This is a genomic window from Pseudemcibacter sp. (assembly GCF_965661635.1).
Lineage (GTDB): Bacteria > Pseudomonadota > Alphaproteobacteria > Sphingomonadales > Emcibacteraceae > Pseudemcibacter.
On sequence record NZ_CBFIEP010000016.1, the window covers coordinates 26,141 to 47,842 of the forward strand.

Genomic DNA, 21,702 nt, shown 5'->3' on the forward strand with positions numbered 1-21,702 from the left:
GCATAAAAAAAGCCGCTGATAAATCAGCGGCTTTAAAAATTTTCTTTTCAGAAATTACATTGCTTCAGGAGCAGCTTCTACTGCTTCAGTCGCTTCTTCCATAACTTCTTCTACAGCTGCCATAGTTGGCAGTTCCATAGGAGCATCAGAAAGTGAACGTAAGTACATCATGACATTTGCACGATCAGAACCTTTTTTAAGACCCGCAAATACCATTTTGTTTCCTGGAATTGCATCTTTCGGCTTCGTTAGGTATCTATTCAATAAATCAAATGACCATCCACCTTCTTGAGCAAGCATAGCATCTGAATAATTAAATGTACCGTTTGTGGCAACGTCTCTACCAACAACATTCCAAAGGTTAGGACCAATTTTATTAGCGCCGCCATTTTCTTTTGTGTGACAAGCTGCGCATTTTCTAAAGACTGACATACCTTTTTCAATATCAGCAGTTTGAAGCAATTCAGCAATTGAAGGACCTTCTTCAACCGCAACATCTGCAACAGACGCACTAGCAACAGCAGAAGTATCAATTGGATATGCGTTTGCTTCTAATGGTGCTTGATGAAAAATACTTTCAGAAAGAAGGTTAAAACCAATTACACCTAAAATTGCGATCAAGGTGCCCATTGCAAACTTATTTAAATCATGTGAATTCACGGTAAATCCCCGTAACCAATAACAGTTTAATATTAAAAGAGCCTATCATTTTAATTCTATTCTTCAGAATCATAACTCTTCACTATGCCTACTATGTATAGATTTTTTATACACTAGACAAGATGATTTAAGCATAAAATCATTAAATATCCTTAATTTTTCTCATAAAAATAATCTTTTCTCTATCATTGACAGTCATAGACTAAAAATGAATACTGCCGAAATATTTTGGAGACTAGAAAAAATGGCAAAAACCACTAACGACAATCTTGTATCTTTTCAGGGCGACTTAGGCGCTTATTCAAACCTGGCGGCAAAACAATTATTTCCAGATATGGAAGTTTTACCCTGTCGTACATTCGAAGATGCATTATCGGCGGTTGATGAAGGTGATGTGAAATATGCTGTAATTCCCATCGAAAATAGTGTAGCGGGACGTGTTGCGGATATTCATTATTTAATCCCTCACTCAAATTTGCATATTATTGGGGAACATTTTTTAAGAATTAACCACCATTTGCTAGCGTTACCCGGAACATCTATTGAAGACATTAAAATTGTACGAAGTCATGAGCAAGCTTTAGGTCAAGTGCGACGTACGATGGACGCATTAGGGATAAGAAGAGAAGTTTTTGCAGATACCGCAGCAGCAGCAAAACATGTTTCTGAATTGGGTGATCCAACTATTGGTGCTGTCGCCTCTTCACTCGCTGGTGAGATATATGGATTAGATACACTTAAAAAAGATATCGAAGACGCAAGTCATAATACAACACGTTTTGTAGTTTTTTCTCGCGAAGCATTAAATAAACTCCCACAAGATCAGCCCAATATGACTTCATTTATCTTTCAAGTGCGAAATACACCAGCGGCTCTTTATAAAGTAATGGGGGGCTTTGCCACCAATGGCATCAATATGACCAAGTTAGAAAGTTATCAGTTGGATGGTGCAATTAGCGCGACACAATTTTATGCAGATATTGAAGGACACCAAGACGATATTGCCGTGCAAAATGCTTTTGAAGAATTAGCCTTTTATACCAGTGAATACCGCATTCTTGGAAGTTATCCACAATCACAATACAGAATTAATAAACGCGGTTAAGTCTTTTCAGAAGCTCATTCTGCCATCATATGCACTTCAAGTAAGTGCCTTGCTATTGCGAGCTTTTCAGGTACTCTAAAGTCATCGTCCCCGCCATTTTTTAAGACCGATTGTATTGCCTTTTTATCAAACCATTTTGCGTCTTCAAGCTCATCATTATCAATATTGATATTATCATCTAAGGCCTCTGCTATCACTCCAATCATTAATGATGATGGAAATGGCCAAGGTTGACTTTTGACGTATTTAACATTACCGACTTTTATGCCTGCTTCTTCATATACTTCTCTTCGGCATGCCTCTTCTATAGTTTCTCCGGGCTCCATAAAGCCCGCCAATGCAGAATACATTCCTGGTAAAAATTGAGGACTGCGCCCCAAAAGACATTTATCTTTATATATAACCATCATGATAACGACAGGGTCAACACGTGGAAAATGATCTGTTTCGCAATTTTTACAGTGGCGAACATACCCCCCTTTTTTTATTTCACTTATGGCGCCACAATTTGCACAAAACTGGTGACGGCTATGCCAGTCTAAGAGCATTTTACCCCGCGCAAGCAATGATGGATGACTTGAAAACCCATCCATTGCTACTTCCTTTGCAATGGATCTCATGTCTAAAAATACAGTATGATTTGGCTCTTGAAAATATTCATCCAGTTCAACAGCAAAATAGGCAGATCCCTCTTTTAGTCCTAAAAAGATTGCCGTGTCATTTGCTTCACATGATGAAAGAAAATGAATTTTATTCTCACTTTCAACCAAAGCTTCGCCATTTCGATAACCGATTACCTTAGTGGTTTTTTCTATTTTCAATTTGTTGAGTGTTTGGTCATCCCCTCTTAGGTGATCAGAAGAATCCAAAGGAAATTCAGCAAAAATACAAGAATTTTCAAAATACATTTTTCACCCTTTTTTAGAACTAGTGACATAATTTTATATAAAAGACCAGTGTCGATAAGCATGTAATAGTAAATATCTTAAATTGTTATGATAAATTTATCTTGAAATCATAATCAAAAAAGACCATATAGAGCCCGAGAGATTGGCGGACGGTCAACCCGCCAATCCGGTCAGGCCCGGAAGGGAGCAGCCGTAACGGGATAGCCGGGTCGTTCAATCTCTCACTTTTCTATAAAAAAATGAAATATTTTCATATCCTCTATAGCAATCGTCGCAGCGTCATTTTATAGTCAAACCTGAAATGATTCATTTATTCAGGGAACAACAAATTTAATGTCGGAAATTTCAGAGAACGACACTCATTACAGAGTCCTCGCAAGGAAATACAGACCCGTTGATTTTGCTGAACTTATCGGCCAAGACGCAATGGTCCGCACTTTATCAAATGCTATTGAGACAGGTAGACTTGCCCATGCTTTTATTTTAACAGGCGTACGCGGAATTGGTAAAACAACAACGGCACGTATTATTGCTAAAGCGCTCAACTGTATCGGACCTGATGGTAATGGACAGGCGACTATTGAACCGTGCGGTGAATGTGAAAACTGCGTTTCGATAAGCGAATCCCGTCATGTGGATGTCATGGAAATGGATGCTGCCAGTCGTACAGGTATCGATGATATTCGTGAAATTATTGATGGTGTAAAATATGCTTCCGTCTCTGCTCGCTTTAAAATATACATCATTGACGAAGTTCATATGCTTTCAAGAAATGCCTTTAACGCGCTTCTTAAAACTTTAGAAGAGCCGCCCGAACATGTGAAATTTATTTTTGCTACTACAGAAATCAGAAAAGTTCCTGTCACGGTATTAAGTCGATGCCAACGGTTTGACCTTCGTCGCGTTTCTATTGAAGAATTAATGGGCCATTATTCCAATATCGCAAAAAAAGAAAACTGTGAAATTGAAGAGCCCGCACTTGCAATGATCGCTCGTGCAGCGGAAGGATCGGTTAGAGATGGCTTATCCTTACTCGATCAAGCCTTTGCACATGGAGCAGGTAAAGTAAGCGAAGAACAAGTGCGTGATATGCTAGGCCTTGCTGATCGCGCGCAAATCTTTGATCTTTATAAAGATATTCTATCCGGTAAAACAGCGGATGCACTCGCAAAACTAAGACATCAATTCCATCATGGTGCCGATCCGGCCGTTACAATTCAAGATATGCTTGAACTAACGCATTGGCTTACAAGATTAAAAGTTGTTCCAGATGCAGGAGATGATTTGGTTACTTCTGAGGCTGAACGAAAACAAGGCCTCGATATGGCGAATGGATTATCTATTCCTGTTCTTACCAGGACTTGGCAAATGTTATTAAAAGGGACAGAAGAAGTTCGGGTTTCGCCTAATCCTATTTCAGCTGCTGAAATGGTAATCGTTCGTCTAACCTATAGTGCAAACCTGCCTTCACCAGAAGAGCTGGTAAAACAGATTAAAAATAATCCTGACCAACCATCACAAACGAGTTCTGCAAATCCGCAAGGCGCTGGAACAACAGCACATAGTAAGACTTCAATTACCGATGGATCAAACGAAACGGGAGGCGCGCCTCAAGCATTCAATGTCATACAAGGGTCTGGTCAAACAGCCGTTCGTGTCAGTGATCCCGTTCCAAATACAAATGAAGAGTTTGCCAGATCACCGAGCAATTTTGAAGAACTAGCTGCATTATTTGAAAAGAAAGGGGAGCCGGATATCGCGTTCCACTTAAATGATAATGTAAGACCGGTAAGTTTCGACCAAGGACGTATCGATATTAGGATTAATGATCGCGTCCCAAAAAATATGACTGGACGCATGTCCGGCCTCCTTAAAGAATGGACCGGACAGAATTGGGTAATTTCCATTTCAACGGGACTTGGTGAAGACACGCTTTATGAAAAAGATAAAGCGGAACAAGCCGCATTAAAAGAAATGGTATTGGAAGATGACCTGATCAAGTCAATTTTAGGCACTTTTGCAGGAGCATCTTTATCCGATATTCGAAAAATAAAAGATGCTTTTGTCATTGAGCCAAACAGCTTTGATACAGATTTTTTAATAAGCGCCGATGAATTCGGCCTTGAAGATGATTAACTTTAATTGAAGAGTAATTAGAGAATATAAAATGAAAAACCTCGGCAAAATGATGAAGCAAGCCCAAGAAATGCAAAGCAAAATGACCGCTATGCAAGCGGAGCTTGAGAAGTCAGAACATTCCGGAACTTCTGGTGGTGGAATGGTCAGCGTCACACTTAATGGCAAATTTGAAATGAGGGCCTTAAAAATCGATCCCTCTATTTTCAATAGTGATGACGCAGAAATTGTCCAAGACCTTATTGTGGCAGCCTTTAATGATGCCAAACGTAAAGTTGATGATTTCAATAAAACGGAAATGTCAAAACTAACGGGGGGTCTTGAGCTTCCTGAAGGTATGAATTTACCATTTTAGGTAAGACAGTGAATGTATAAAACATCTTCTAAAAATAACGAATTGGACCACTTAATAAATTTACTTGGTAAGGTTCCTGGCCTTGGCCCAAGGTCCGCGAGACGTGCCGCACTTCAATTAATTAAGAAAAAAGACAGCCTTATGAAACCGCTCTCGAGTGCGCTGGCTGATGTCGCAGAAAATGTACACCCTTGCGCAACTTGTGGAAATTTAGACATAGAAAACCCATGTCATATTTGCGAAAGCCCTAAGCGAGACCGATCCATAATTTGTGTCATCGAAGATGTTTCCGATTTATGGGCACTAGATAGAGCCGGATCATATCGCGGTTTATATCATGTTATTGGTGGAACACTTTCTGCTTTAGACGGAGTGGGGCCGGACGATCTAAATATTAATACATTGATTGAGCGCGCCAATGATTCTGAGTTAAAAGAAATTATTATTGCTACGAATGCAACCGTCGATGGTCAAACGACGGCACACTATATAACTGAGCAATTAAAATCATTTGATTTAACCATTACCCGTCTTGCACATGGTGTTCCAATTGGCGGGGAACTTGATTATTTAGATGATGGCACTCTCACGACTGCGCTGAATTCTAGAAGACCCTTTTAATCACTAAAAAATTAAACTCACAAATATTTTTTTATTTGTGACTGGACTTATCGGTAAATTTTTATACTCTATCATAAGTAATTAACTCTGAAGCCTGAACGCCTAATTCAATAATGAAATGGTTGGCAGGCCGTGGGATTTGCCCACCGGGTTAAAATGGAAACGTTTTGGCCTCCCGTATTTGGAAAAGAGAAAAAAATGTTAGTTGATAATTATAATAGGTCATTCCCCTATTTACGCCTTTCAATCACAGAAGTTTGCAATTTCAGTTGCACTTACTGTCTTCCAAATGGATATCAAAAAGACGGTGAAAAATCCTTTTTACGCCAAGACGAAATATTGCGGCTGGTAAATGCTTTTGTCGAATTGGGCGTCTGGAAAATTCGTATTACAGGTGGTGAGCCAACTGTTCGTAAAGATTTTACAGATATTGCGAAAATGATCGGCGATATGACGGAAGTAAGCAAGCTCGCGTTTACTACCAATGGCTATAAGCTTAAAGAGAATGCTCAAAAATGGCGGGATGCGGGGCTTAATGCAATCAATATTAGTATTGATAGCTTTAATGCTAAGAAATTTCATGACATCACCGGCCATAACCGTATGCAAGAAGTACGCGAAGGCATCGAAAAAGCAATTGAAGTTGGCTTTGAAGATGTCAAAATAAATGTCGTTCTCTTAAAAGGCGTTAATGATGATGAATTAAATGCCTATCTTGATTATGTCAAAGATACCCCTGTTAGTGTTCGGTATATAGAATTAATGCAAACAGGCGACAATCTTACCTATTTTAATAAATTTCACCTTTCCGCTGACCATATTAAAGATCAGCTCATCGATAAAGGATGGGTTGAAAATATTCGCTCTAATGGTGCAGGACCCGCAGTTAATTTTACCCATGCTGACTACGCAGGTTCTATCGGGTTAATCGCACCTTATTCAAAAGATTTTTGCACTGGCTGTAACCGTCTTCGCGTTACTTCTACTGGTGACTTACGACTTTGTTTATTTGGAAATGTGGGCATCCCTCTTCGTCATATGCTCCAAAGTGATGATCAAAAAGATGACCTTAAAGCAGCTATTAGCAAGCAATTAGACTATAAAGCTTCCTCACACTTTTTAGCATTAGGTGATACAGGCATAATGACTAACCTCTCGTCTACTGGCGGATAATCTGATGAAAATCAGATTGGAACCAAATAAGACGACATTGCGGCTCAGTAAAATTGAATTTTCTGAACTTCTAAAGTGTCGATTTTTATCTGATTCTTATGAACTACCAGGAAATCAGGCGATTGATATTTATTTGAAATTAGAAGAAACAGATAATTTTATTTATGAGAATAATTCTTTTCGTATAAGTTTGCCAAATCGGCTGATTGATGATTATAAACCCTGCAAAAATGGATTAACTTTTTATTTTCAGTTAGATAACAAAAAGAAAATTCAAGTCCTATTTGAAGTTGATATTAAAAAGAAGCCCATAAATAAATAATATTTTTTGTAAAATATTTTTTCAATTTTATGCTTTTAATTTTCCTTAAAATCGTTATTTTGCGGGGCTTACGGACTAATATATAAATTATACTATAAAAAAATATATTATATCTGTTTGGGGTTAAAAACCTACAATTTGAGAACCATACAAAATTTGCAAAATAAAATGAAATGTTATAATATAATAAAATATTTCATTTAAAAAACATAATTCGGGCACACAATCATTATAGATATAAAAAAATGTATTTGCCGTAAAAAAAAGAGACTAAGACTTTAAGGGAACAAGAATGACTGATACTGATAATTCACAACCATCCGGAATGACAAAACGATCGTTCTTACAATCTGTAGGAATGATTGGTGGTACTGCAGCTGTTATGACTGCATTGCAAGGTTGGGAAATGGGCTTTGCTTCTGAAATGGACCGTCCACCAGAAATGTCCACAGATGGTAAAGGTAAAAAAGTCATTATTCTTGGCGCTGGACTTGCTGGAATGGTGTTGGCTTTTGAGATGGCAAAAAAGGGTTATAAAACCCAAATAATTGAAGCACTTGATTATGCGGGCGGACGTTGTGTTTCTGCACGTAAAGGGTCAGTAATTGAAGAAGTAGGAAGTGAAAAACAAGTCTGTAATTTCCAAGATGGTAACTATGTCAATTATGGTCCATGGCGTATCCCTGCAGAACATAAATCAACTATATATTACTGCCGTACATTAGGGGTTCCGCTTGAAGTCATGGTCAACAAGACCGGTAAATCTTATTATTATTATGAAAATAAAAAAGGTCCTTTTAAAGGTGTTCCGATTCGTCAGGAACACGCTGATATTGATTTCAAAGGATATTCAACCGAACTACTTGCGAAAGTCGCAGATCAGGGAGCTCTTGATCAATTAATATCTCAAGAAGATAAAGAGATGCTCTTAACGCACTTAAAGCGTTCAGGTTTAATTGATTCAAAAGAATTTAATTATCGCGCAAACCGCGCACGCGGGCATAGTTCTTACCCAGGGGCCGGCACAAATTTTGGTAAACTTTCCGAGCCATATGAAATGGCAGATGTATTATCAATTGCAAACGCAAGTCGCAATGAAACGGCTGATCATCCAGCCGTTATGTTCCAAGCAGTGGGCGGGATGGATCAAATTGCACAAGGTTTAAAACGTGCATTAAAGAAAAGCCAAATCCGTTATAATTCAGAAATAACTGACATCGTTCAAGATGATAATGGCGTTAAAGTAACATATAAAAATACTAAAAATGGCCGCGTCCGCTCGGAAGAAGCCGACTATTTAATTTCCACTGCACCACTTGGTGTAATGCAGAAAATGAACATTAATTTAAGCGAAGATATGGCAGCAGCTATTAAAGCGACAAGTGGTAGCCCTGCTTGTAAGATTGGCGTCGAATTTAATCATCGCTTCTGGGAACAAAACGATATGATTTATGGCGGAGTTACAAGCACCGATATTCCCGGCCATCGGATTTTAAGTTATCCATCAGGCAATTTATTTGGAAGTGCACACGGTGATACAGGTGTAATACTTGGATATTATCCAATTGGCGGTCAATCCGTTCCAATCAGTAATTTATCAATGGCAGAAAGAACCGAATTCGCTTTATCCGTAGGAGAAAAAATTCATCCGGGTAATTATAGAAAATATTTTACAGGTGAATCGATTTCAGTAGCATGGCATAAAATGAAATATGCTCTAGCCGGTTGGGAAAATTGGTCACGTCGTGGTCGCACTCGTTCATTCCCAGTTATGCAAAAAGGCGATAATCGCATCTTTATTTCTGGTAATATTGCCTCTCCTGCCCTTGGTGGTTGGATGGCTGGTGCAATCGAAGGAGCTTGGTCAACAATGGAAGTTATTGACAAACGGGTTGCTCAACAAGGATAATCATTTAATTAAAATCGAGGACATAAAATCGTCATATTGATATCGAACTATTGATATAATATAACGTTTAATAAAAACAATATAGTGTGGTGAATATGAAAAATTACTTTAAATTACTTTTGGCCCTATTAGGCGCATCAACATTAATGACGGCAGCAAATGCTCAGGATCATTCTGCCGAAGGCGCTCAAATTTATACAGATTACTGTGAAGCATGCCATCAAATCGGCGGTGAAGGATATGAAGATATTTATCCTGCTCTTAAAGACAATGAATTTGTAAATGGCGATAAAGAAGAATTGATATATCTTCTTCTAGAAGGACGCGCAGGAATGCCAACATTCATCAGTGATTTGGAAGTTGATCAATTAACGACCATAATTAATTACATACGCAACAGTTGGGGTAATACTGCTGGTGAAATTACCCAAGAAGAAATGGACGCAGCATACGATGAGATTGCTGAAGAAGACGACGGTTTCGGACCTGGTAACTAAAATTTCATATAAATCGCAATGATTTCATTCGGATTTCATTGCGATTTTTTTTTAAACCATTAAGCTAACCCTATCCTAGCATTCCGGTGCTATTAATGATTTCCAAGGGAGAGAAAAATGTCAAAACTAACTAAAATTGTAGCTGCACTTATCTTAAGTAGTCTTGCTGCTGTTACAGCCAATGCACAAATGATCGAAAGAACAAGTAAAGGTTTCCTTGATCCAGGGATCGCAATTCCCGCAGGTGCTGAAACATATTACATGAGTGGTAAGGGTAATCACGCATGGGGCGAAGGTTGTATGACCCGCGAAGAACGTCAAGCAAAAGGCGATGCCTGTAAACCAGGTGATATGTATGCACAAGGTAAAGCAATTTTCGAATCTTTCAAAGCGCAGCTTGAAGAGGCAGGCTGGTCACTAAGTGATGTTGTTATGCTTAGAATTTATGGTGTGCCAGGCGAAGATGGAAATGTTGATTCCGCTGGTTTCAATAAAGCATATCGTGAGTACTTCGGTGAAAACTCTACAAGCGGTAACACAAACCTTCCTTCACGTACGTTCGTTGGTATTCACTCTTTAGTGGTTCCTGGATGGTTAGTTGAAGTTGAAGCCCGTGCCATTCGCATGCCTAAATAAATAATTATACAAGAGAAAAAACATGACTAAACTATTTAAAATTGCCCTTACTGCTTTCGCTGCTATGACAATGGCCGTAAGTGCTCAAGAAATTCAACGTAACGATGAAGGTACAAACTTCTATTCAACAATTGAAGTGCCTGCAAATGCGGACCAGCTTTTCGTTTCAGGTAAAGGCCCACGCGCGGTAAACCCTGACGCACCACGTGCTGAACGCACATATGGCGATACTGGAACACAAGCGCGTAGTACATTTAACAGCATTAAAGCTGCTGTTGAAAAAGCGGGCTGGAGCATGAGCGACATTGTTATGGTTCGTGTCTATCTTGTAGCTGACCCTGAAATGGGCAAAATGGACTTTGCTGGCTTCAATAAAGCATACCAAGAATTCTTTGGTACAGAAGAAAACCCAAATAAGCCAGTTCGTGCTGTTGTTGAAATTTCCGGCCTTGCTGTACCAGGATGGCTTGTTGAAATCGATGTACGTGGCGCAAGAATGCCAGCTATGTAAAAAATTTGATAGTAATATCTTGTTTGCTTGATCAGGCGCTGAATATTTTCAGCGCCTTTTCTTTTTGATTATTCAGTCACCCACTGGAAGAACTCAACCGTATAACCGCCAGGATCACGAATTAAAAAGGCACGAATTGGGGCGGATTGATTATCATAGATTTCTTTTTCGATTTTTATGTTTTTCGCATTCAATATCGCACCGTACCATTCGTCAACATTTTTGGATACGATACTGACCATTACCGCGCTATCCGGGTTTGGTTTATGAAATCCATTTTCGGTGTCTTTTACCACACCGATAAAAGCGCCATCATTTAATTTATAAATTTTCACCCATTCATCATCATAAGTGGCGGAAAGCTTAAGCGCGTCACCGTAAAATCGGACCGCTTTATCAAAATCATCCGCGCTATAATAAAGCATCGTGATCTGCTCATCTATTTTTGGTAAGTCCATGGTTCCTGTTAAGCTCCTGTCTGTTTGTCCTTTATCCATTTGCATTGGCAGCGGTGGGCATTGCAGGCCACGTTGATCATCACCGCTTGTGTGAAAATCAAGAAAAGCCGTTGACGCATAGGTTGCAATAGTAGGTACGTTACCCACGTAATTGGTGTCCATGACGGCATGCTCGACGGAGACTTGAAACACTTCGTCGGGGAAAAGAAGGTCCGCACTGATGGTCACATCCGTATCTGCATAAGTTAAATGGGCACCACCGCCAAAAGGCACACCGGAATGGGAAATTTTCTCACCAAGACAATTACCAACCACAGCAAACACAAGATCATCAACAAACCCGTTTTCATCCGCCCCACCCTCGGTAAAAGGCGTCCATGAAATATTGAGGTCCATGTCCGGGTCGATGTTCGCCGCATCAACCACACCACCGTCTTGCGTCAACGTGATCACGGGGCTTGCGGGAATGCGGGTTTTACCGTCCGATTTTTTGCTTAAATTCATCGGAATTTCAAAGACATTACCGCCTGTTTCCGTATAGGTAAAATGATAATCGCCATCGGGATAAAGCGCGTCCAAGTCGGCTTCGTAATCATAACGACCGCCATGGGTTTCAAGCACGCTCGGATGATCATGAAAATTCATTGTATCAATGGCCGCATGATTTAATGTGCCGCTATGAACCGCACCGCCCTCTTTTACAAAAATTTCAGCAAAAAAGTGATAATTAATCATTTCCTGACGAGATTTTTCAGCGTTTTGGCGATAATTCGCCGTTTTTCCAACCACGAGAAATTGTGTGTCCGAACTGTTTAGATCAGAGACGGCATCATCACCGGACTGCTCAGCACAAGCCAACAGTGGCAAAAGTGATAGCGCCGTCACCCATTTTTTAAACATTTCGTATTCCCATATATTTGTTTTAGGTTTATGGTCAGACCTTAACTTAATTTGCATGCGGAATAAAGATATAACAAATGGCCAAAACATCTAAAGAACTTGTTGATGAAGCGAATGCGGAAATTGAAACCATCACTGTCGATCAAGCGAAAATAATGATCGACGATCCGAAGGTCACATTCGTTGACCTGCGTGATGTACGTGAACTGACCGCGGAAGGCACCATTCCGGGCGCATACCACATGCCGCGCGGCATGATTGAATTTTGGGCCGATCCTGAAAGCCCCTATTATAAAAAGATATTCGGATCAGATAATAAGTTCGTTTTTTACTGCAAATCCGGCTGGCGTAGCGCGCTCGCGACCAAGGCGGCGCAGGACGTGGGCGTTAAAAATATATGTCATATGGGCGGCGGATTTGGCAAATGGGTAAAAGAAGGCGGCGCCGTAACCGCACCACGGGGCGGCAAATCACCCGCCGAAAAAGAAGGTATTTATGACCTGCTACCGTTTGTGGTGAACCCGAATAACATTGCCCGCTATGAAAACGGCAAAGTTTTCATCGGCGACCGCCGTAAATATCCGTTCGCAAAGGAAATGTATGAATGCGAAAGCGTCAGTGATGTGGCCAAAGCAATCAAGGATATGGTGACACAGGGTAGCGGTCCATGGATGGCGGCCGTAAATGCGTTACGGATGGTGTCAAACGACGGACCGGAGGCGTTAAAAGCGGCGCGTGATGAACTTGTTGCGACACGCCCGACCAATACGGCCATGTCATTAAGGCTTGATGAAGTGCTGGCGGCCGCAGCCCTTGCGGATGAGCAAGGCATCAGCGTTAACGACGCCATCAAGAACAAAATCGAAAGCATCAAAACAACCATTTATGATAATTACGCGATCCGCGCCCGTGCCATGGCCGATGTGATTGATGATGGTGACGGCATATTGACCATGTGTTTTGGCGAAGCAGGGTTTTTATTGTCACTGGCGCTGGCAAAAAGAGACGGCAAAAATATAACCGCCTATGTGCCAGAAACGCGTCCCTATTTGCAGGGCGCGAAATTAACTGCGCCATCGATCACCGAAATGGGCATTGAAGCCAATTTAATCACCGACAATATGCCGGCCCATGTCATGCGCGAAGGACATATCAATAAATATATCACCGCCGCCGATTTGATCACGGTGGATGGCCATGTGTGCAATAAAATCGGCACCTATCAAAATGCGATTACGGCGTTTGATCATAATATCCCCTATTTCGCGTTTGCATGGGGGCGTGATGACAATAAATTAACACGGGACGATATTGAAATTGAAGAACGCGACCCTGCGGAAATCAGGCAAGCGCTTGGTCAGGCGACCACCATTGATACGGTCGGTGCGCGCTACCCGACATTTGATATAACGCCGCCCAAATATGTAGCGGGCGTCGTCACCACATCCGGTGTCGTGAGCCCATATACATTAAAAAATATAAAAGATTGGTAGGAACATGACAGCAGCAATTTTAGGGGGCACCGGCATATATAATCTGCCCGGTATTGCCGTGGAAGAAGTCCGTATCACCAATCAATATGGTGACGCGGTTTATTACCAAGGGAAAGGCGATCATGCGGATATTATATTCATGACCCGTCACGGTGTCGATCACACCACCCCACCCCATAAAGTCAATTACCGCGCCAATATGAAAGCGTTAAAAGACGCGGGCGTTAAACGCATCATGGCCACCTATGCGGTTGGGTCGATCACCGCCAAATATCAGGTGATGGAGCTTGGCATTATACGGGATTTCCTTGATTTTACTTCAGGTCGAGAATTTTCATTTTTTGACACCATCGAGCTCGGCATCGGCCACGTGGAAATGAGCATTCCATATTGCCCAGTGATGAGCGCCAAGGCGATTGAGCTGGCGGATAAGCATGATATCAAAGTGAATGACAGTGCCACCTATGTGGCGACCAATGGCCCACGGTTTGAAAGCCCGGCGGAAATAAAAATGTATCAAATGCTGGGCGGTGATGTGGTCGGCATGACGGGTTGCCCGGAAGTTTACCTTGCGGGTGAGCTGGGTATGGTGATGGCGGCGGTAGCGCTTCCGATAAACCTCGCTGCGGGGCTCGAGGAAAAAATAACCATTCATGAAGGTAATATCGACGAAGTGCGCGCCAACATGGTGCGGTTAATGCTTGATGTGTTAATGAACACCAGCGATGATCAATGCGAAGCCCCCATATTGCTATAGGAAATAGAATGAGTGATTTTGAAGCGATAAAACAGTTAGATCAATTTGCAGAAGTGTGTGACTGGCTCGCGTTTAAGGGATGGTCCGAGGCAGAAGGCGGCAATTTATCACTGCGCATCGATAAGGAAGACGTGCCGGAAAGCTTAAGATCAAGCGAGAGCGCGGCCACCCAATTACCGCTTGAGGTCACGGCGATTGCGGATATGTATTTGTTGATCACCGGATCAGGGACACGGTCACGGGATATATCCCACACCCCCGAAGCGGACCTTGGATTATATAAAATCGCGGCGGACGGCAAATCATACCAATGGATTGCCGGCAATGATAAACCCACCAGCGAAATGCCAAGCCACTGCGCCATTCAAAATGAGTTTATGGTAAGCCGCCCCGATTTTCGCGCGGTTGTGCATACCCATCCTGTGAAGCTTATTTCGCTTACGCATATACCGGAATTTCATGACCCGAAAGTGTTATCAGACACCATACTCGGATTACAAAGTGAGGCACGCATCCAACTTCCCGAAGGGATTGGCCATTTACCGTTTCAAGTACCGGGCAGTTTGGAGCTTGGGATTTTAAGCGCCGAAGAAATAAAATACCGCAATGTGATCCTGTGGCATATGCATGGCGCGCTTAGTGTCGGCACGTCATTAAGTCACGCCTTTGATCAGCTTGAGGTGGTTGAAAAAGCCGCCGATATTTTCTGGACGTTAAAAAAGGCGGGCTATGCTGTGGACGGCATGCGCCAACAAGACCTTGACCAATCAATGGATTATTTCGGCAGAACCGATAGATATAAAAACGCATTTTCAGATAAAATTGAAAGAGATAAAAAGTAAAATGAGCAAAAACGGCAAAGTATCCCCCGACGCGGGCATGGGCACCATCGTAAACCACGTGGGCGAAGGCATTCATGACAAACATTCCCATCAAATGCCCATTTATCAAACATCCACATTTGGCTTTGAAACGGTGGATGATGCCGCCGATGTGTTTGCGGGACGGGTCAAGGGGTATGCTTATACCCGCACCCATAACCCCAATTATGATCATTTGGCGAACAAAATCGCCTATATGGAAGGGGTCGACCTGATTAAAGCGCACCCTGATGCGGAACCCTATGACATTGTCATGGGGAAAGTGACATCATCCGGCATGGGGGCCACATCGGCCGCGGTGCTCGCGCATATCGGATCGGGGGATCAAGCGATTGTGCAAATGGGGCTTTACGGTAATACCTTTAAATTTTTCAATGAAATGGCACCGCGTCTTGGCATTGATGTGAAGTGGGTGTCGGACACCAGTCCCGAGGGGTTAGAAACCGCCATCAACGCCTTTCCGGATGCGAAACTGGTGTTTGTTGAAACGCCGTCAAACCCAAATTTGGAAGTAATTGATTTAAAGGCATTATGCAAAGAGGCCCATAAACACGACATGTGGGTGATGGTTGATAACACGTTTGCGACCCCCTATCATCAACGTCCGCTTAATTTCGGCGTTGATGTGGTCGTGCATTCAACATCAAAATATATTTCGGGTCATGGTCAAATCATTGGTGGCGCCATCGTCAGCACGCATTTGGATTATATGCATCCGGGTGGTAAGGGCGTGGGGCTTACTTATAAAATGTTGGGTGTTGCGCCAAGTCCGAAGGACACATGGTTGATTAATAACGGCTTAAAAACATTTGAAATCCGCATGCAGCGCCACGCCAAAAACGCACAAATGATCGCCGAATGGTTAGAAGCGCGTGACGAGGTCAAACAAGTTTTTTATCCGGGGTTACCAAGCAACCCGGGGCACGAACTCGCCAAAGCACAAATGATGAATGGTTTTGGTGGGATGTTGTCGTTTGAACTGCATGACGGTAAAAATGGCGGTGCTGAAAATGGCAAGGAGTTTACAAACGCCCTCACCGTTCCCACCTTGGCGGTATCACTTGGTAATGTGGATAGCCTGATACAACATCCCGCCAGCATGACCCACAGCGCCACCCCCAAAGAAGACCGCGAAATCGCAGGGATTACCGATGGGATTATCAGGTTGAGTGTGGGCATTGAGAATGTAGAGGATTTGATCGCTGATCTTGAGCAGGCTATGAGTGTTGTTGGGTAGAGATACGCTCCGTCATCCTCGGGCTTGACCCTGGATCTATTGGTAGACCTAAACATGAAACTATTCACTACGATTAGGGAAAATAAGACTTGGAAAATCTAGTTGAGATATTAACACATAAAATTAATGATAGTTTTATTGCTTATTATCATGATTGCAATAACAATGAGTATGACCATGTTGGCCTTTTAACTGAGAAGGGAGCAGTTTTATTTCAATACGATTTTTGTGAAAGAGAAAACGAAGTTGTTGAAAAATGGGATATTTCAGAAACATTTAACCTAGGATTTAAAATTATATCTGAACAAGAATTTTTTAAAATTTAAAAATTTACATCAATCTAATAGTGTGACTTTAGATGAGAAGCTATACTTAAAAGAAAACAATTTTTCCAAGAAAATAAATATAATAAATGCTTCAAAATTTATTAGTTTGGAGATCATAAATAATCCCCTAATCATGGCAACACACAAAAATAAATGTTTAGCATACATTATAAATTACCTCTATGGTGAAGAAGAATATTATTTAATAATACATGTTTCACTATCAACCCCTTCTAAAATTGGCGTTAATTATGTTAATAGTATTGAAAAATATAGAATTGTTTCGAAATTATATTATGAATGTTTTTGTTATGGAGTTGAGGAAAAAAATTTTGAAGAAGCTTATGAATGTTTCTTGAAAAATTCTATAACAAGATGAAGGGGTTATAACTTTTTTATCTTATTGATGGCTTAAAGTCGAAAATATTAGGTGTAATTTTGTTAATTCAAGAAGAAATCAATGGGGTCAAAGTAAATTGATTTTCACAACCCCTCCCTATTCTCATAAATTTATCTATTGATAGAATTTTCCTCCCTGAGCACTTAGGTTTTTTGTTTGATGGGGGCTTTGCCCCCGGTCTCGCGACCTTCCCCTGCGCGAAAACGTTCGCGCGGCGCAGAAGCGCCGTTCTCAGACCTCAAAGGATTGAGGTCTTCGGGTATGATCATAAATCGGTAGGTTTATTGTATGGTCATAAAAAAAGGTGCTCCCTGAGGAAGCACCTTTTTCAAAATATTTTAGAAATCAACTATTTCAGTAGAATAACAACGCGGCGGTTGCGGCCTTCTTTTACGCCGTCGGCGGTGTTTACTTGCGTATAGTCTTCGCCATAGCTTGAAATTGAAATGGTTGAGCCGTCGATGCCTTCCGCGATTAGGGCGTTACGCACCATTTCCGCGCGTTTGCGGGCAAGGTCATCATTATACGAACTCGCGCCGGAACGGTCGGCATGACCGGACACTTCGATCATGATGTCGTCGACTTTTTCGATTCCATCGCGGCGCTTTTAATGGTGTCTGATGCCATTGAAGTGATGTCGCTGCTGTCGAAATCTAAATAAACGCTGTATGGTCCTTTATTGACCTGAACCGGTTCCGGCATTGGTGCCGGTGGTGGCGGTGGTGGCGGTGTTTCAACAACCGGGGCTGGCTTTGAGGCCGGTTCCGGTTTTGGTTCCGGTGTCATAATTGGTTGTGGTTTCTTTGCCATTTCGTCGTTTTTCTTGGCACCGAAATAATATGTCAAACCGATACCGAAGTCATGGATGTCGTAATTGGCGTCAAAGCTGTTGCCGAGGCGGTCAACCATATCCATTCCTTTGGTGCCCATGTAACGATATTTCACCGACATATCAAGGTTATCCGCAAGCGGTACACGAAGCCCCGCAAAGGCCTGATACGCCAGATCCGTATCGGAACCGCCACCATAAGGCGCGGCGCTACCGGCGACGACCATTTCGCTCCATTTTAGATTGGCCATACCAACACCGAGACCAACGAAGGGTTCAATGTTGCTGTCGTTAAAGGTGTTTTCAATATCAAACACCGCATTGACCATATAATGGGTCAGGTTTGATTTACCGCTTGTGGCATTGTTGCCCGAAAGGCCAAGACACGCATCATTGGTGATCGAATAACCGTCGATTGAGTGGAAATGCTTACCGATTTCAACTTCAAGGCGGAAATTTCCGTAATCATAACCGACAATACCGGCGAAACCGCCGCCATTGCTAAATTCGTTTTGAAGATCAAGAACTGATCCTTATGATTGTTCGTTGCCAAGGACACTGAAATATCCGTCGGCGCCAACGTACCATTGGCCTTCTTTCGTGTCTTTACTGTCTTGTGCATTTGCGACCCCACCCACAAGCAAACAAGCAGATACACTTGTCATAAGAAATTTTTTCATAATACTATCCCGTAATCTATTTTAAATCCGCATGTAACGTCATGCAAGTTTTACTGATAAAGCTGCAATGTGTCACAATTGGGGCTCTTGTTACAGCAGGCGGGCGCCATAGTCGAGCGTTATTATCAACATCGGGATATACAGGGTGACATCAGATGTAAGGATAGTTAAAGTAGGGGCATAAAATTTAAAGGAATTATAGATGAAAAAAATTATTGGATTGATCGTGATTACGGTTTTGGGGATGGTTTCGGTGGCGCAGGCAGACGGCACCTATTATGTGGTGCGCCATGCGGAAAAACAGGACGGCGATAACCCGGTCCTGACCGAAAAGGGCGTTAAACGCGCCGCGCATATCGTCGGGATGTTAAAAGATGAACCAATCAGCCGCGTGTTTTCAACGGAGACATACCGCACCGTGATGACGGCGACGCCAACGGCGGCGGACCGCGGCGTTGCGGTTGAGCTTTTTACCACGGACGATCTTGATGGATTTGCCACTATGCTTAAAGGGCTTAATGGCACATTTTTAATTGTTGCGCACAGTTCATCGACACCTGATCTCGCGTCGCTGCTTTCTGGGACAAAGCAACCAAAACTTGCCGAGACCGATTATGAACAGATGTTTAAAGTGGTGATTACAGACGGCAAGGCCACATTAACGCAGTTTCAAACGACATTTTAGTTTGATGGGGGGAACTATCGTTCGCTACCCGCTCACTACATGAGCTCCCCGCGGCCTCGCGGCCTCCCCCCTCAAGGAACTTAAAACAATAAAGGTTTTGTGATGAATACATTTCTTTTTGATGCCATTGGGATGCTTGGAGTTTTTATGATCCTGGCGGTTTATTCGCTTGTGCAGCTCGATAAAATGGATGTGAAGGGGCTGTTTTATTCTATCATCAATGCGGTTGGGGCGGTTTTCATTCTGATCTCGCTGACGGTGACTTTTAACATGGCGTCCTTTGTGATTGAATGCGCGTGGTTGGTGATTAGTCTTTTTGGAATTTTTCAAGCCCTAAAAAGGACACGATCAAATGGCTGAGGTGACGATATATCTTGTGGATGCGTTCACGGCCACCCCGGGAGAAGGAAACCGCGCGGGTGTCGTGTTTGATGCGGGTCATTTAAGCGTGGATGAAATGCAGGCAATTGCCGCCTTTGCCAATGTATCGGAAACGGCGTTTTTAATAAATGCTAACGCGGCGGATGATTATGACCTTCATGTGCGTTATTTTACCCCCTCGACCGAGGTGCCCATATGCGGCCATGCGACCATCGCCAGTCATTTTTTGCGAAGCCTTAAATTAAACCTGCCGAGCGGACGGGTGATGGCAAAGACAGGCGCAGGCATACTTCCCGTTGATATCGAAAGAACTAATGATGATATCAAAATTATCATGACACAGGGAAAGCCGGAAATTGGTGATATTTTAAACGAAGATCATATCGATGAAGCCTTATCCGCCTTAGGGCTTTTAAGAAATGATCTGATTGAAGACTTACCCGTTCAGTCTACGTCAACGGGGCATGGGAAAGTGATTATTCCGATCAAAGAGGTCGAAAAGCTTCATCAATTAACGCCGGATAAAGAAGCGCTTAAGCGGCTGACCAAAAAAATCGGACATACCGGCTATTTCGTGATGACCATTCATGATGATGGCCCCTATAAAACCCATGGCAGGATGTTCGCCCCCGCCATTGGTATTGATGAAGATCCCGTCACCGGAAATGGCAACGGCCCAGCGGGGCTTTACATGGCCCATCATGGGGTTTTAGATTTTGATAAGAGCACTTCATATTATGGTATTCAAGGGGAAGCGATGGGAAAACCCGGCGTGATTGAAGTGCGTGTTTTTAAAGAAAAGAACGCCATTTCAAAAATACAAGTGGCGGGATCAGCCGTTGAAGCGGGTCAGTTAAAATATAATATTTAAAGACCCGTTTTAATGATTAAATTGATGGTGACTTCATTATCGACGAGAAGTTTTTCGGCGGTGCGAACTTGCTTCTTTATGGGCAGGAAATAACCGCCCGTATCTTTGCTCGGAAACATACTGGTTTCCCAAGTGGTATCGCCAATGGTGGCTTTAACCTTAACGGCGCCCCAACCGCGGCGTTTCTTCCCCGTATTAGCAGGATCAGTGAAAAACTTCACTTGCGCGGCTTCTTCGTCTTCGATACTGAGGAAATGCCAGACCGCCTTTTCACCGTGATATATCCTGAGTGCTGTCGTGATGTTAAAATTTAGTTCTTCCATTATTTCCCTTCAAAATCTTGACGCAACTTAACCAACATTTCTGCATCCGATTTATTTTTAATAATTTCATCATCACTTAGTCCGTCAAGCTCATGGGGAAAAATAAGCCAATCTTCGGTTTTATGGACGAAATAATCAGGCACCCGCTCGGTCATGTTTTTCCCCGGTTTATAATAAACCGTTCCAACCCGAACATCCGCAGGCATGTTTTTACGCATTTGTGTTTCTAAGGCTTCTATGATGGCTTTGATGCTGCGCCCGCTATCAAATACGTCATCAAGGATCAGAAGCTTATTTTGTTCATTCATATTTTCCACAAGATAATGAAGCCCATAAACACGTACGTTTTTATCTTGCTGCCCGATGCCCGTATAGCTCGCGGTGCGGATGGCAATATGATCTGATTTAATATTACAGAAATCCATCAATTCCTGCACGGCGATGCCAACCGGCGTTCCACCCCGCCAAACACCAACAATAAAATCAGGACGAAAACCGTCACGAATGATCAGTTCACCAAGCTTTAATGATGCGCTCAATAAATCATCGGCAGAAATATATATTTTGTCCATGAATGACTCCTTTTGCACACTATAACCGCGGCATAAGAAAAAAGGAATTTCATTTTGATGATCTTACGCTAGAATA

At 42.3% G+C, this 21,702-nt stretch carries 27 protein-coding genes, 1 other RNA gene and 1 riboswitch; of the genes, 20 read left to right on the forward strand and 8 right to left on the reverse strand.

Going from position 1 to position 21,702, the window contains the following annotated elements:
- Nucleotides 1–54: 54 nt before the first annotated feature.
- A complete protein-coding gene (locus tag ACTF6W_RS01020) occupies nucleotides 55–660 on the reverse strand; it encodes a c-type cytochrome (RefSeq protein ID WP_438992677.1) in 606 nt (201 codons plus the stop codon).
- A 244-nt stretch (nucleotides 661–904) separates the two neighbouring features.
- Here ACTF6W_RS01020 and ACTF6W_RS01025 point away from each other — a divergent pair, with 244 nt between their 5' ends.
- Nucleotides 905–1,765 (forward strand): prephenate dehydratase, encoded by an 861-nt coding sequence (locus ACTF6W_RS01025; RefSeq protein ID WP_438992678.1) that lies wholly within the window; start codon nucleotides 905–907, stop codon nucleotides 1,763–1,765.
- A gap of 14 nt (nucleotides 1,766–1,779) precedes the next feature.
- Here the strand turns inward: ACTF6W_RS01025 and nudC are convergent, their stop codons facing one another.
- Nucleotides 1,780–2,673, reverse strand: a complete 894-nt coding sequence (gene nudC, locus ACTF6W_RS01030) for an NAD(+) diphosphatase (RefSeq protein WP_438992679.1) — start codon at nucleotides 2,671–2,673, stop codon at nucleotides 1,780–1,782.
- Between the two features lie 134 nt (nucleotides 2,674–2,807).
- Between nudC and ffs the strand changes: the two genes are divergently transcribed.
- From ffs to ACTF6W_RS01080, 10 genes are all read left to right on the forward strand, one after another.
- An RNA gene (gene ffs / locus ACTF6W_RS01035) (signal recognition particle sRNA small type) lies at nucleotides 2,808–2,901 on the forward strand.
- Nucleotides 2,902–3,006: 105 nt separating this feature from the next.
- Entirely contained in the window at nucleotides 3,007–4,809 is a 1,803-nt protein-coding gene (locus tag ACTF6W_RS01040) for a DNA polymerase III subunit gamma/tau (protein WP_438992680.1), read from the forward strand.
- Between the two features lie 31 nt (nucleotides 4,810–4,840).
- Nucleotides 4,841–5,164, forward strand: a complete 324-nt coding sequence (locus ACTF6W_RS01045) for a YbaB/EbfC family nucleoid-associated protein (protein ID WP_438992681.1) — start codon at nucleotides 4,841–4,843, stop codon at nucleotides 5,162–5,164.
- Nucleotides 5,165–5,176: 12 nt separating this feature from the next.
- Entirely contained in the window at nucleotides 5,177–5,785 is a 609-nt protein-coding gene (gene recR / locus ACTF6W_RS01050; protein ID WP_438992682.1) for a recombination mediator RecR, read from the forward strand.
- A gap of 73 nt (nucleotides 5,786–5,858) precedes the next feature.
- Nucleotides 5,859–5,993: riboswitch (molybdenum cofactor riboswitch) on the forward strand.
- Nucleotides 5,984–6,958 carry a GTP 3',8-cyclase MoaA gene (gene moaA, locus ACTF6W_RS01055; protein WP_438992683.1) on the forward strand — a complete coding sequence of 325 codons (975 nt, stop codon included), beginning with the start codon at nucleotides 5,984–5,986 and terminating at the stop codon, nucleotides 6,956–6,958. It overlaps the preceding riboswitch by 10 nt.
- Nucleotides 6,959–6,962: 4 nt before the next feature.
- Nucleotides 6,963–7,280 carry a DUF7009 family protein gene (locus ACTF6W_RS01060; protein WP_438992684.1) on the forward strand — a complete coding sequence of 106 codons (318 nt, stop codon included), beginning with the start codon at nucleotides 6,963–6,965 and terminating at the stop codon, nucleotides 7,278–7,280.
- Between the two features lie 292 nt (nucleotides 7,281–7,572).
- Nucleotides 7,573–9,189, forward strand: coding sequence for a flavin monoamine oxidase family protein (locus ACTF6W_RS01065; RefSeq protein ID WP_438992685.1), 1,617 nt, complete (start codon nucleotides 7,573–7,575; stop codon nucleotides 9,187–9,189).
- 95 nt (nucleotides 9,190–9,284) lie between these two features.
- Nucleotides 9,285–9,686: a c-type cytochrome gene (locus ACTF6W_RS01070; RefSeq protein ID WP_438992686.1), complete on the forward strand. Its 402-nt coding sequence runs from the start codon at nucleotides 9,285–9,287 to the stop codon at nucleotides 9,684–9,686.
- 117 nt (nucleotides 9,687–9,803) lie between these two features.
- Nucleotides 9,804–10,322: a Rid family hydrolase gene (locus ACTF6W_RS01075; RefSeq protein WP_438992687.1), complete on the forward strand. Its 519-nt coding sequence runs from the start codon at nucleotides 9,804–9,806 to the stop codon at nucleotides 10,320–10,322.
- 22 nt (nucleotides 10,323–10,344) lie between these two features.
- Nucleotides 10,345–10,833 (forward strand): RidA family protein, encoded by a 489-nt coding sequence (locus tag ACTF6W_RS01080; protein WP_438992688.1) that lies wholly within the window; start codon nucleotides 10,345–10,347, stop codon nucleotides 10,831–10,833.
- Between the two features lie 68 nt (nucleotides 10,834–10,901).
- Here ACTF6W_RS01080 and ACTF6W_RS01085 read toward each other — a convergent pair whose 3' ends face one another.
- Nucleotides 10,902–12,191 carry a VOC family protein gene (locus ACTF6W_RS01085; RefSeq protein WP_438992689.1) on the reverse strand — a complete coding sequence of 430 codons (1,290 nt, stop codon included), beginning with the start codon at nucleotides 12,189–12,191 and terminating at the stop codon, nucleotides 10,902–10,904.
- Nucleotides 12,192–12,268: 77 nt separating this feature from the next.
- On the opposite strand from ACTF6W_RS01085, the gene ACTF6W_RS01090 reads away from it, so the two are divergent.
- The 6 genes from ACTF6W_RS01090 (at nucleotide 12,269) to ACTF6W_RS01115 (ending at nucleotide 17,264) form a co-directional block, all read left to right on the forward strand.
- Nucleotides 12,269–13,684: a rhodanese-like domain-containing protein gene (locus ACTF6W_RS01090; RefSeq protein WP_438992690.1), complete on the forward strand. Its 1,416-nt coding sequence runs from the start codon at nucleotides 12,269–12,271 to the stop codon at nucleotides 13,682–13,684.
- 4 nt (nucleotides 13,685–13,688) lie between these two features.
- A complete protein-coding gene (locus ACTF6W_RS01095; RefSeq protein WP_438992691.1) occupies nucleotides 13,689–14,441 on the forward strand; it encodes an MTAP family purine nucleoside phosphorylase in 753 nt (250 codons plus the stop codon).
- Between the two features lie 8 nt (nucleotides 14,442–14,449).
- On the forward strand, nucleotides 14,450–15,283 hold the full coding sequence (gene rhaD / locus ACTF6W_RS01100) for a rhamnulose-1-phosphate aldolase (protein ID WP_438992692.1): 834 nt from the start codon (nucleotides 14,450–14,452) through the stop codon (nucleotides 15,281–15,283).
- A 1-nt stretch (nucleotide 15,284) separates the two neighbouring features.
- Nucleotides 15,285–16,559: a trans-sulfuration enzyme family protein gene (locus tag ACTF6W_RS01105; RefSeq protein WP_438992693.1), complete on the forward strand. Its 1,275-nt coding sequence runs from the start codon at nucleotides 15,285–15,287 to the stop codon at nucleotides 16,557–16,559.
- 89 nt (nucleotides 16,560–16,648) lie between these two features.
- Nucleotides 16,649–16,885, forward strand: a complete 237-nt coding sequence (locus ACTF6W_RS01110; RefSeq protein ID WP_438992694.1) for a hypothetical protein — start codon at nucleotides 16,649–16,651, stop codon at nucleotides 16,883–16,885.
- A gap of 22 nt (nucleotides 16,886–16,907) precedes the next feature.
- The gene (locus tag ACTF6W_RS01115) at nucleotides 16,908–17,264 is read left to right on the forward strand and encodes a hypothetical protein (RefSeq protein ID WP_438992695.1); all 357 of its coding nucleotides are present in this window, start codon (nucleotides 16,908–16,910) and stop codon (nucleotides 17,262–17,264) included.
- A 370-nt stretch (nucleotides 17,265–17,634) separates the two neighbouring features.
- Here the strand turns inward: ACTF6W_RS01115 and ACTF6W_RS01120 are convergent, their stop codons facing one another.
- The 3 genes from ACTF6W_RS01120 to ACTF6W_RS01130 are packed head-to-tail and all read right to left on the reverse strand — an operon-like array spanning nucleotide 17,635 to nucleotide 18,794.
- Entirely contained in the window at nucleotides 17,635–17,856 is a 222-nt protein-coding gene (locus ACTF6W_RS01120) for an OmpA family protein (protein WP_438992696.1), read from the reverse strand.
- Entirely contained in the window at nucleotides 17,853–18,593 is a 741-nt protein-coding gene (locus ACTF6W_RS01125; protein WP_438992730.1) for an outer membrane protein, read from the reverse strand. The genes ACTF6W_RS01120 and ACTF6W_RS01125 overlap by 4 nt, the downstream gene beginning before the upstream one ends.
- Before the next feature lie 54 nt (nucleotides 18,594–18,647).
- Nucleotides 18,648–18,794 carry a hypothetical protein gene (locus ACTF6W_RS01130; protein ID WP_438992697.1) on the reverse strand — a complete coding sequence of 49 codons (147 nt, stop codon included), beginning with the start codon at nucleotides 18,792–18,794 and terminating at the stop codon, nucleotides 18,648–18,650.
- A gap of 280 nt (nucleotides 18,795–19,074) precedes the next feature.
- Here ACTF6W_RS01130 and ACTF6W_RS01135 point away from each other — a divergent pair, with 280 nt between their 5' ends.
- From ACTF6W_RS01135 to ACTF6W_RS01145, 3 genes are all read left to right on the forward strand, one after another.
- The gene (locus ACTF6W_RS01135) at nucleotides 19,075–19,479 is read left to right on the forward strand and encodes a histidine phosphatase family protein (protein WP_438992698.1); all 405 of its coding nucleotides are present in this window, start codon (nucleotides 19,075–19,077) and stop codon (nucleotides 19,477–19,479) included.
- 102 nt (nucleotides 19,480–19,581) lie between these two features.
- Nucleotides 19,582–19,839, forward strand: a complete 258-nt coding sequence (locus ACTF6W_RS01140) for a CBU_0592 family membrane protein (protein WP_438992699.1) — start codon at nucleotides 19,582–19,584, stop codon at nucleotides 19,837–19,839.
- The gene (locus tag ACTF6W_RS01145) at nucleotides 19,832–20,731 is read left to right on the forward strand and encodes a PhzF family phenazine biosynthesis isomerase (protein WP_438992700.1); all 900 of its coding nucleotides are present in this window, start codon (nucleotides 19,832–19,834) and stop codon (nucleotides 20,729–20,731) included. The genes ACTF6W_RS01140 and ACTF6W_RS01145 overlap by 8 nt, the downstream gene beginning before the upstream one ends.
- Here the strand turns inward: ACTF6W_RS01145 and ACTF6W_RS01150 are convergent.
- Nucleotides 20,728–21,054, reverse strand: a complete 327-nt coding sequence (locus tag ACTF6W_RS01150) for a DUF1905 domain-containing protein (protein ID WP_438992701.1) — start codon at nucleotides 21,052–21,054, stop codon at nucleotides 20,728–20,730. The genes ACTF6W_RS01145 and ACTF6W_RS01150 overlap by 4 nt on opposite strands.
- On the reverse strand, nucleotides 21,054–21,626 hold the full coding sequence (locus ACTF6W_RS01155; RefSeq protein ID WP_438992702.1) for a phosphoribosyltransferase: 573 nt from the start codon (nucleotides 21,624–21,626) through the stop codon (nucleotides 21,054–21,056). The genes ACTF6W_RS01150 and ACTF6W_RS01155 overlap by 1 nt, the downstream gene beginning before the upstream one ends.
- Nucleotides 21,627–21,702 lie beyond the last annotated feature (76 nt).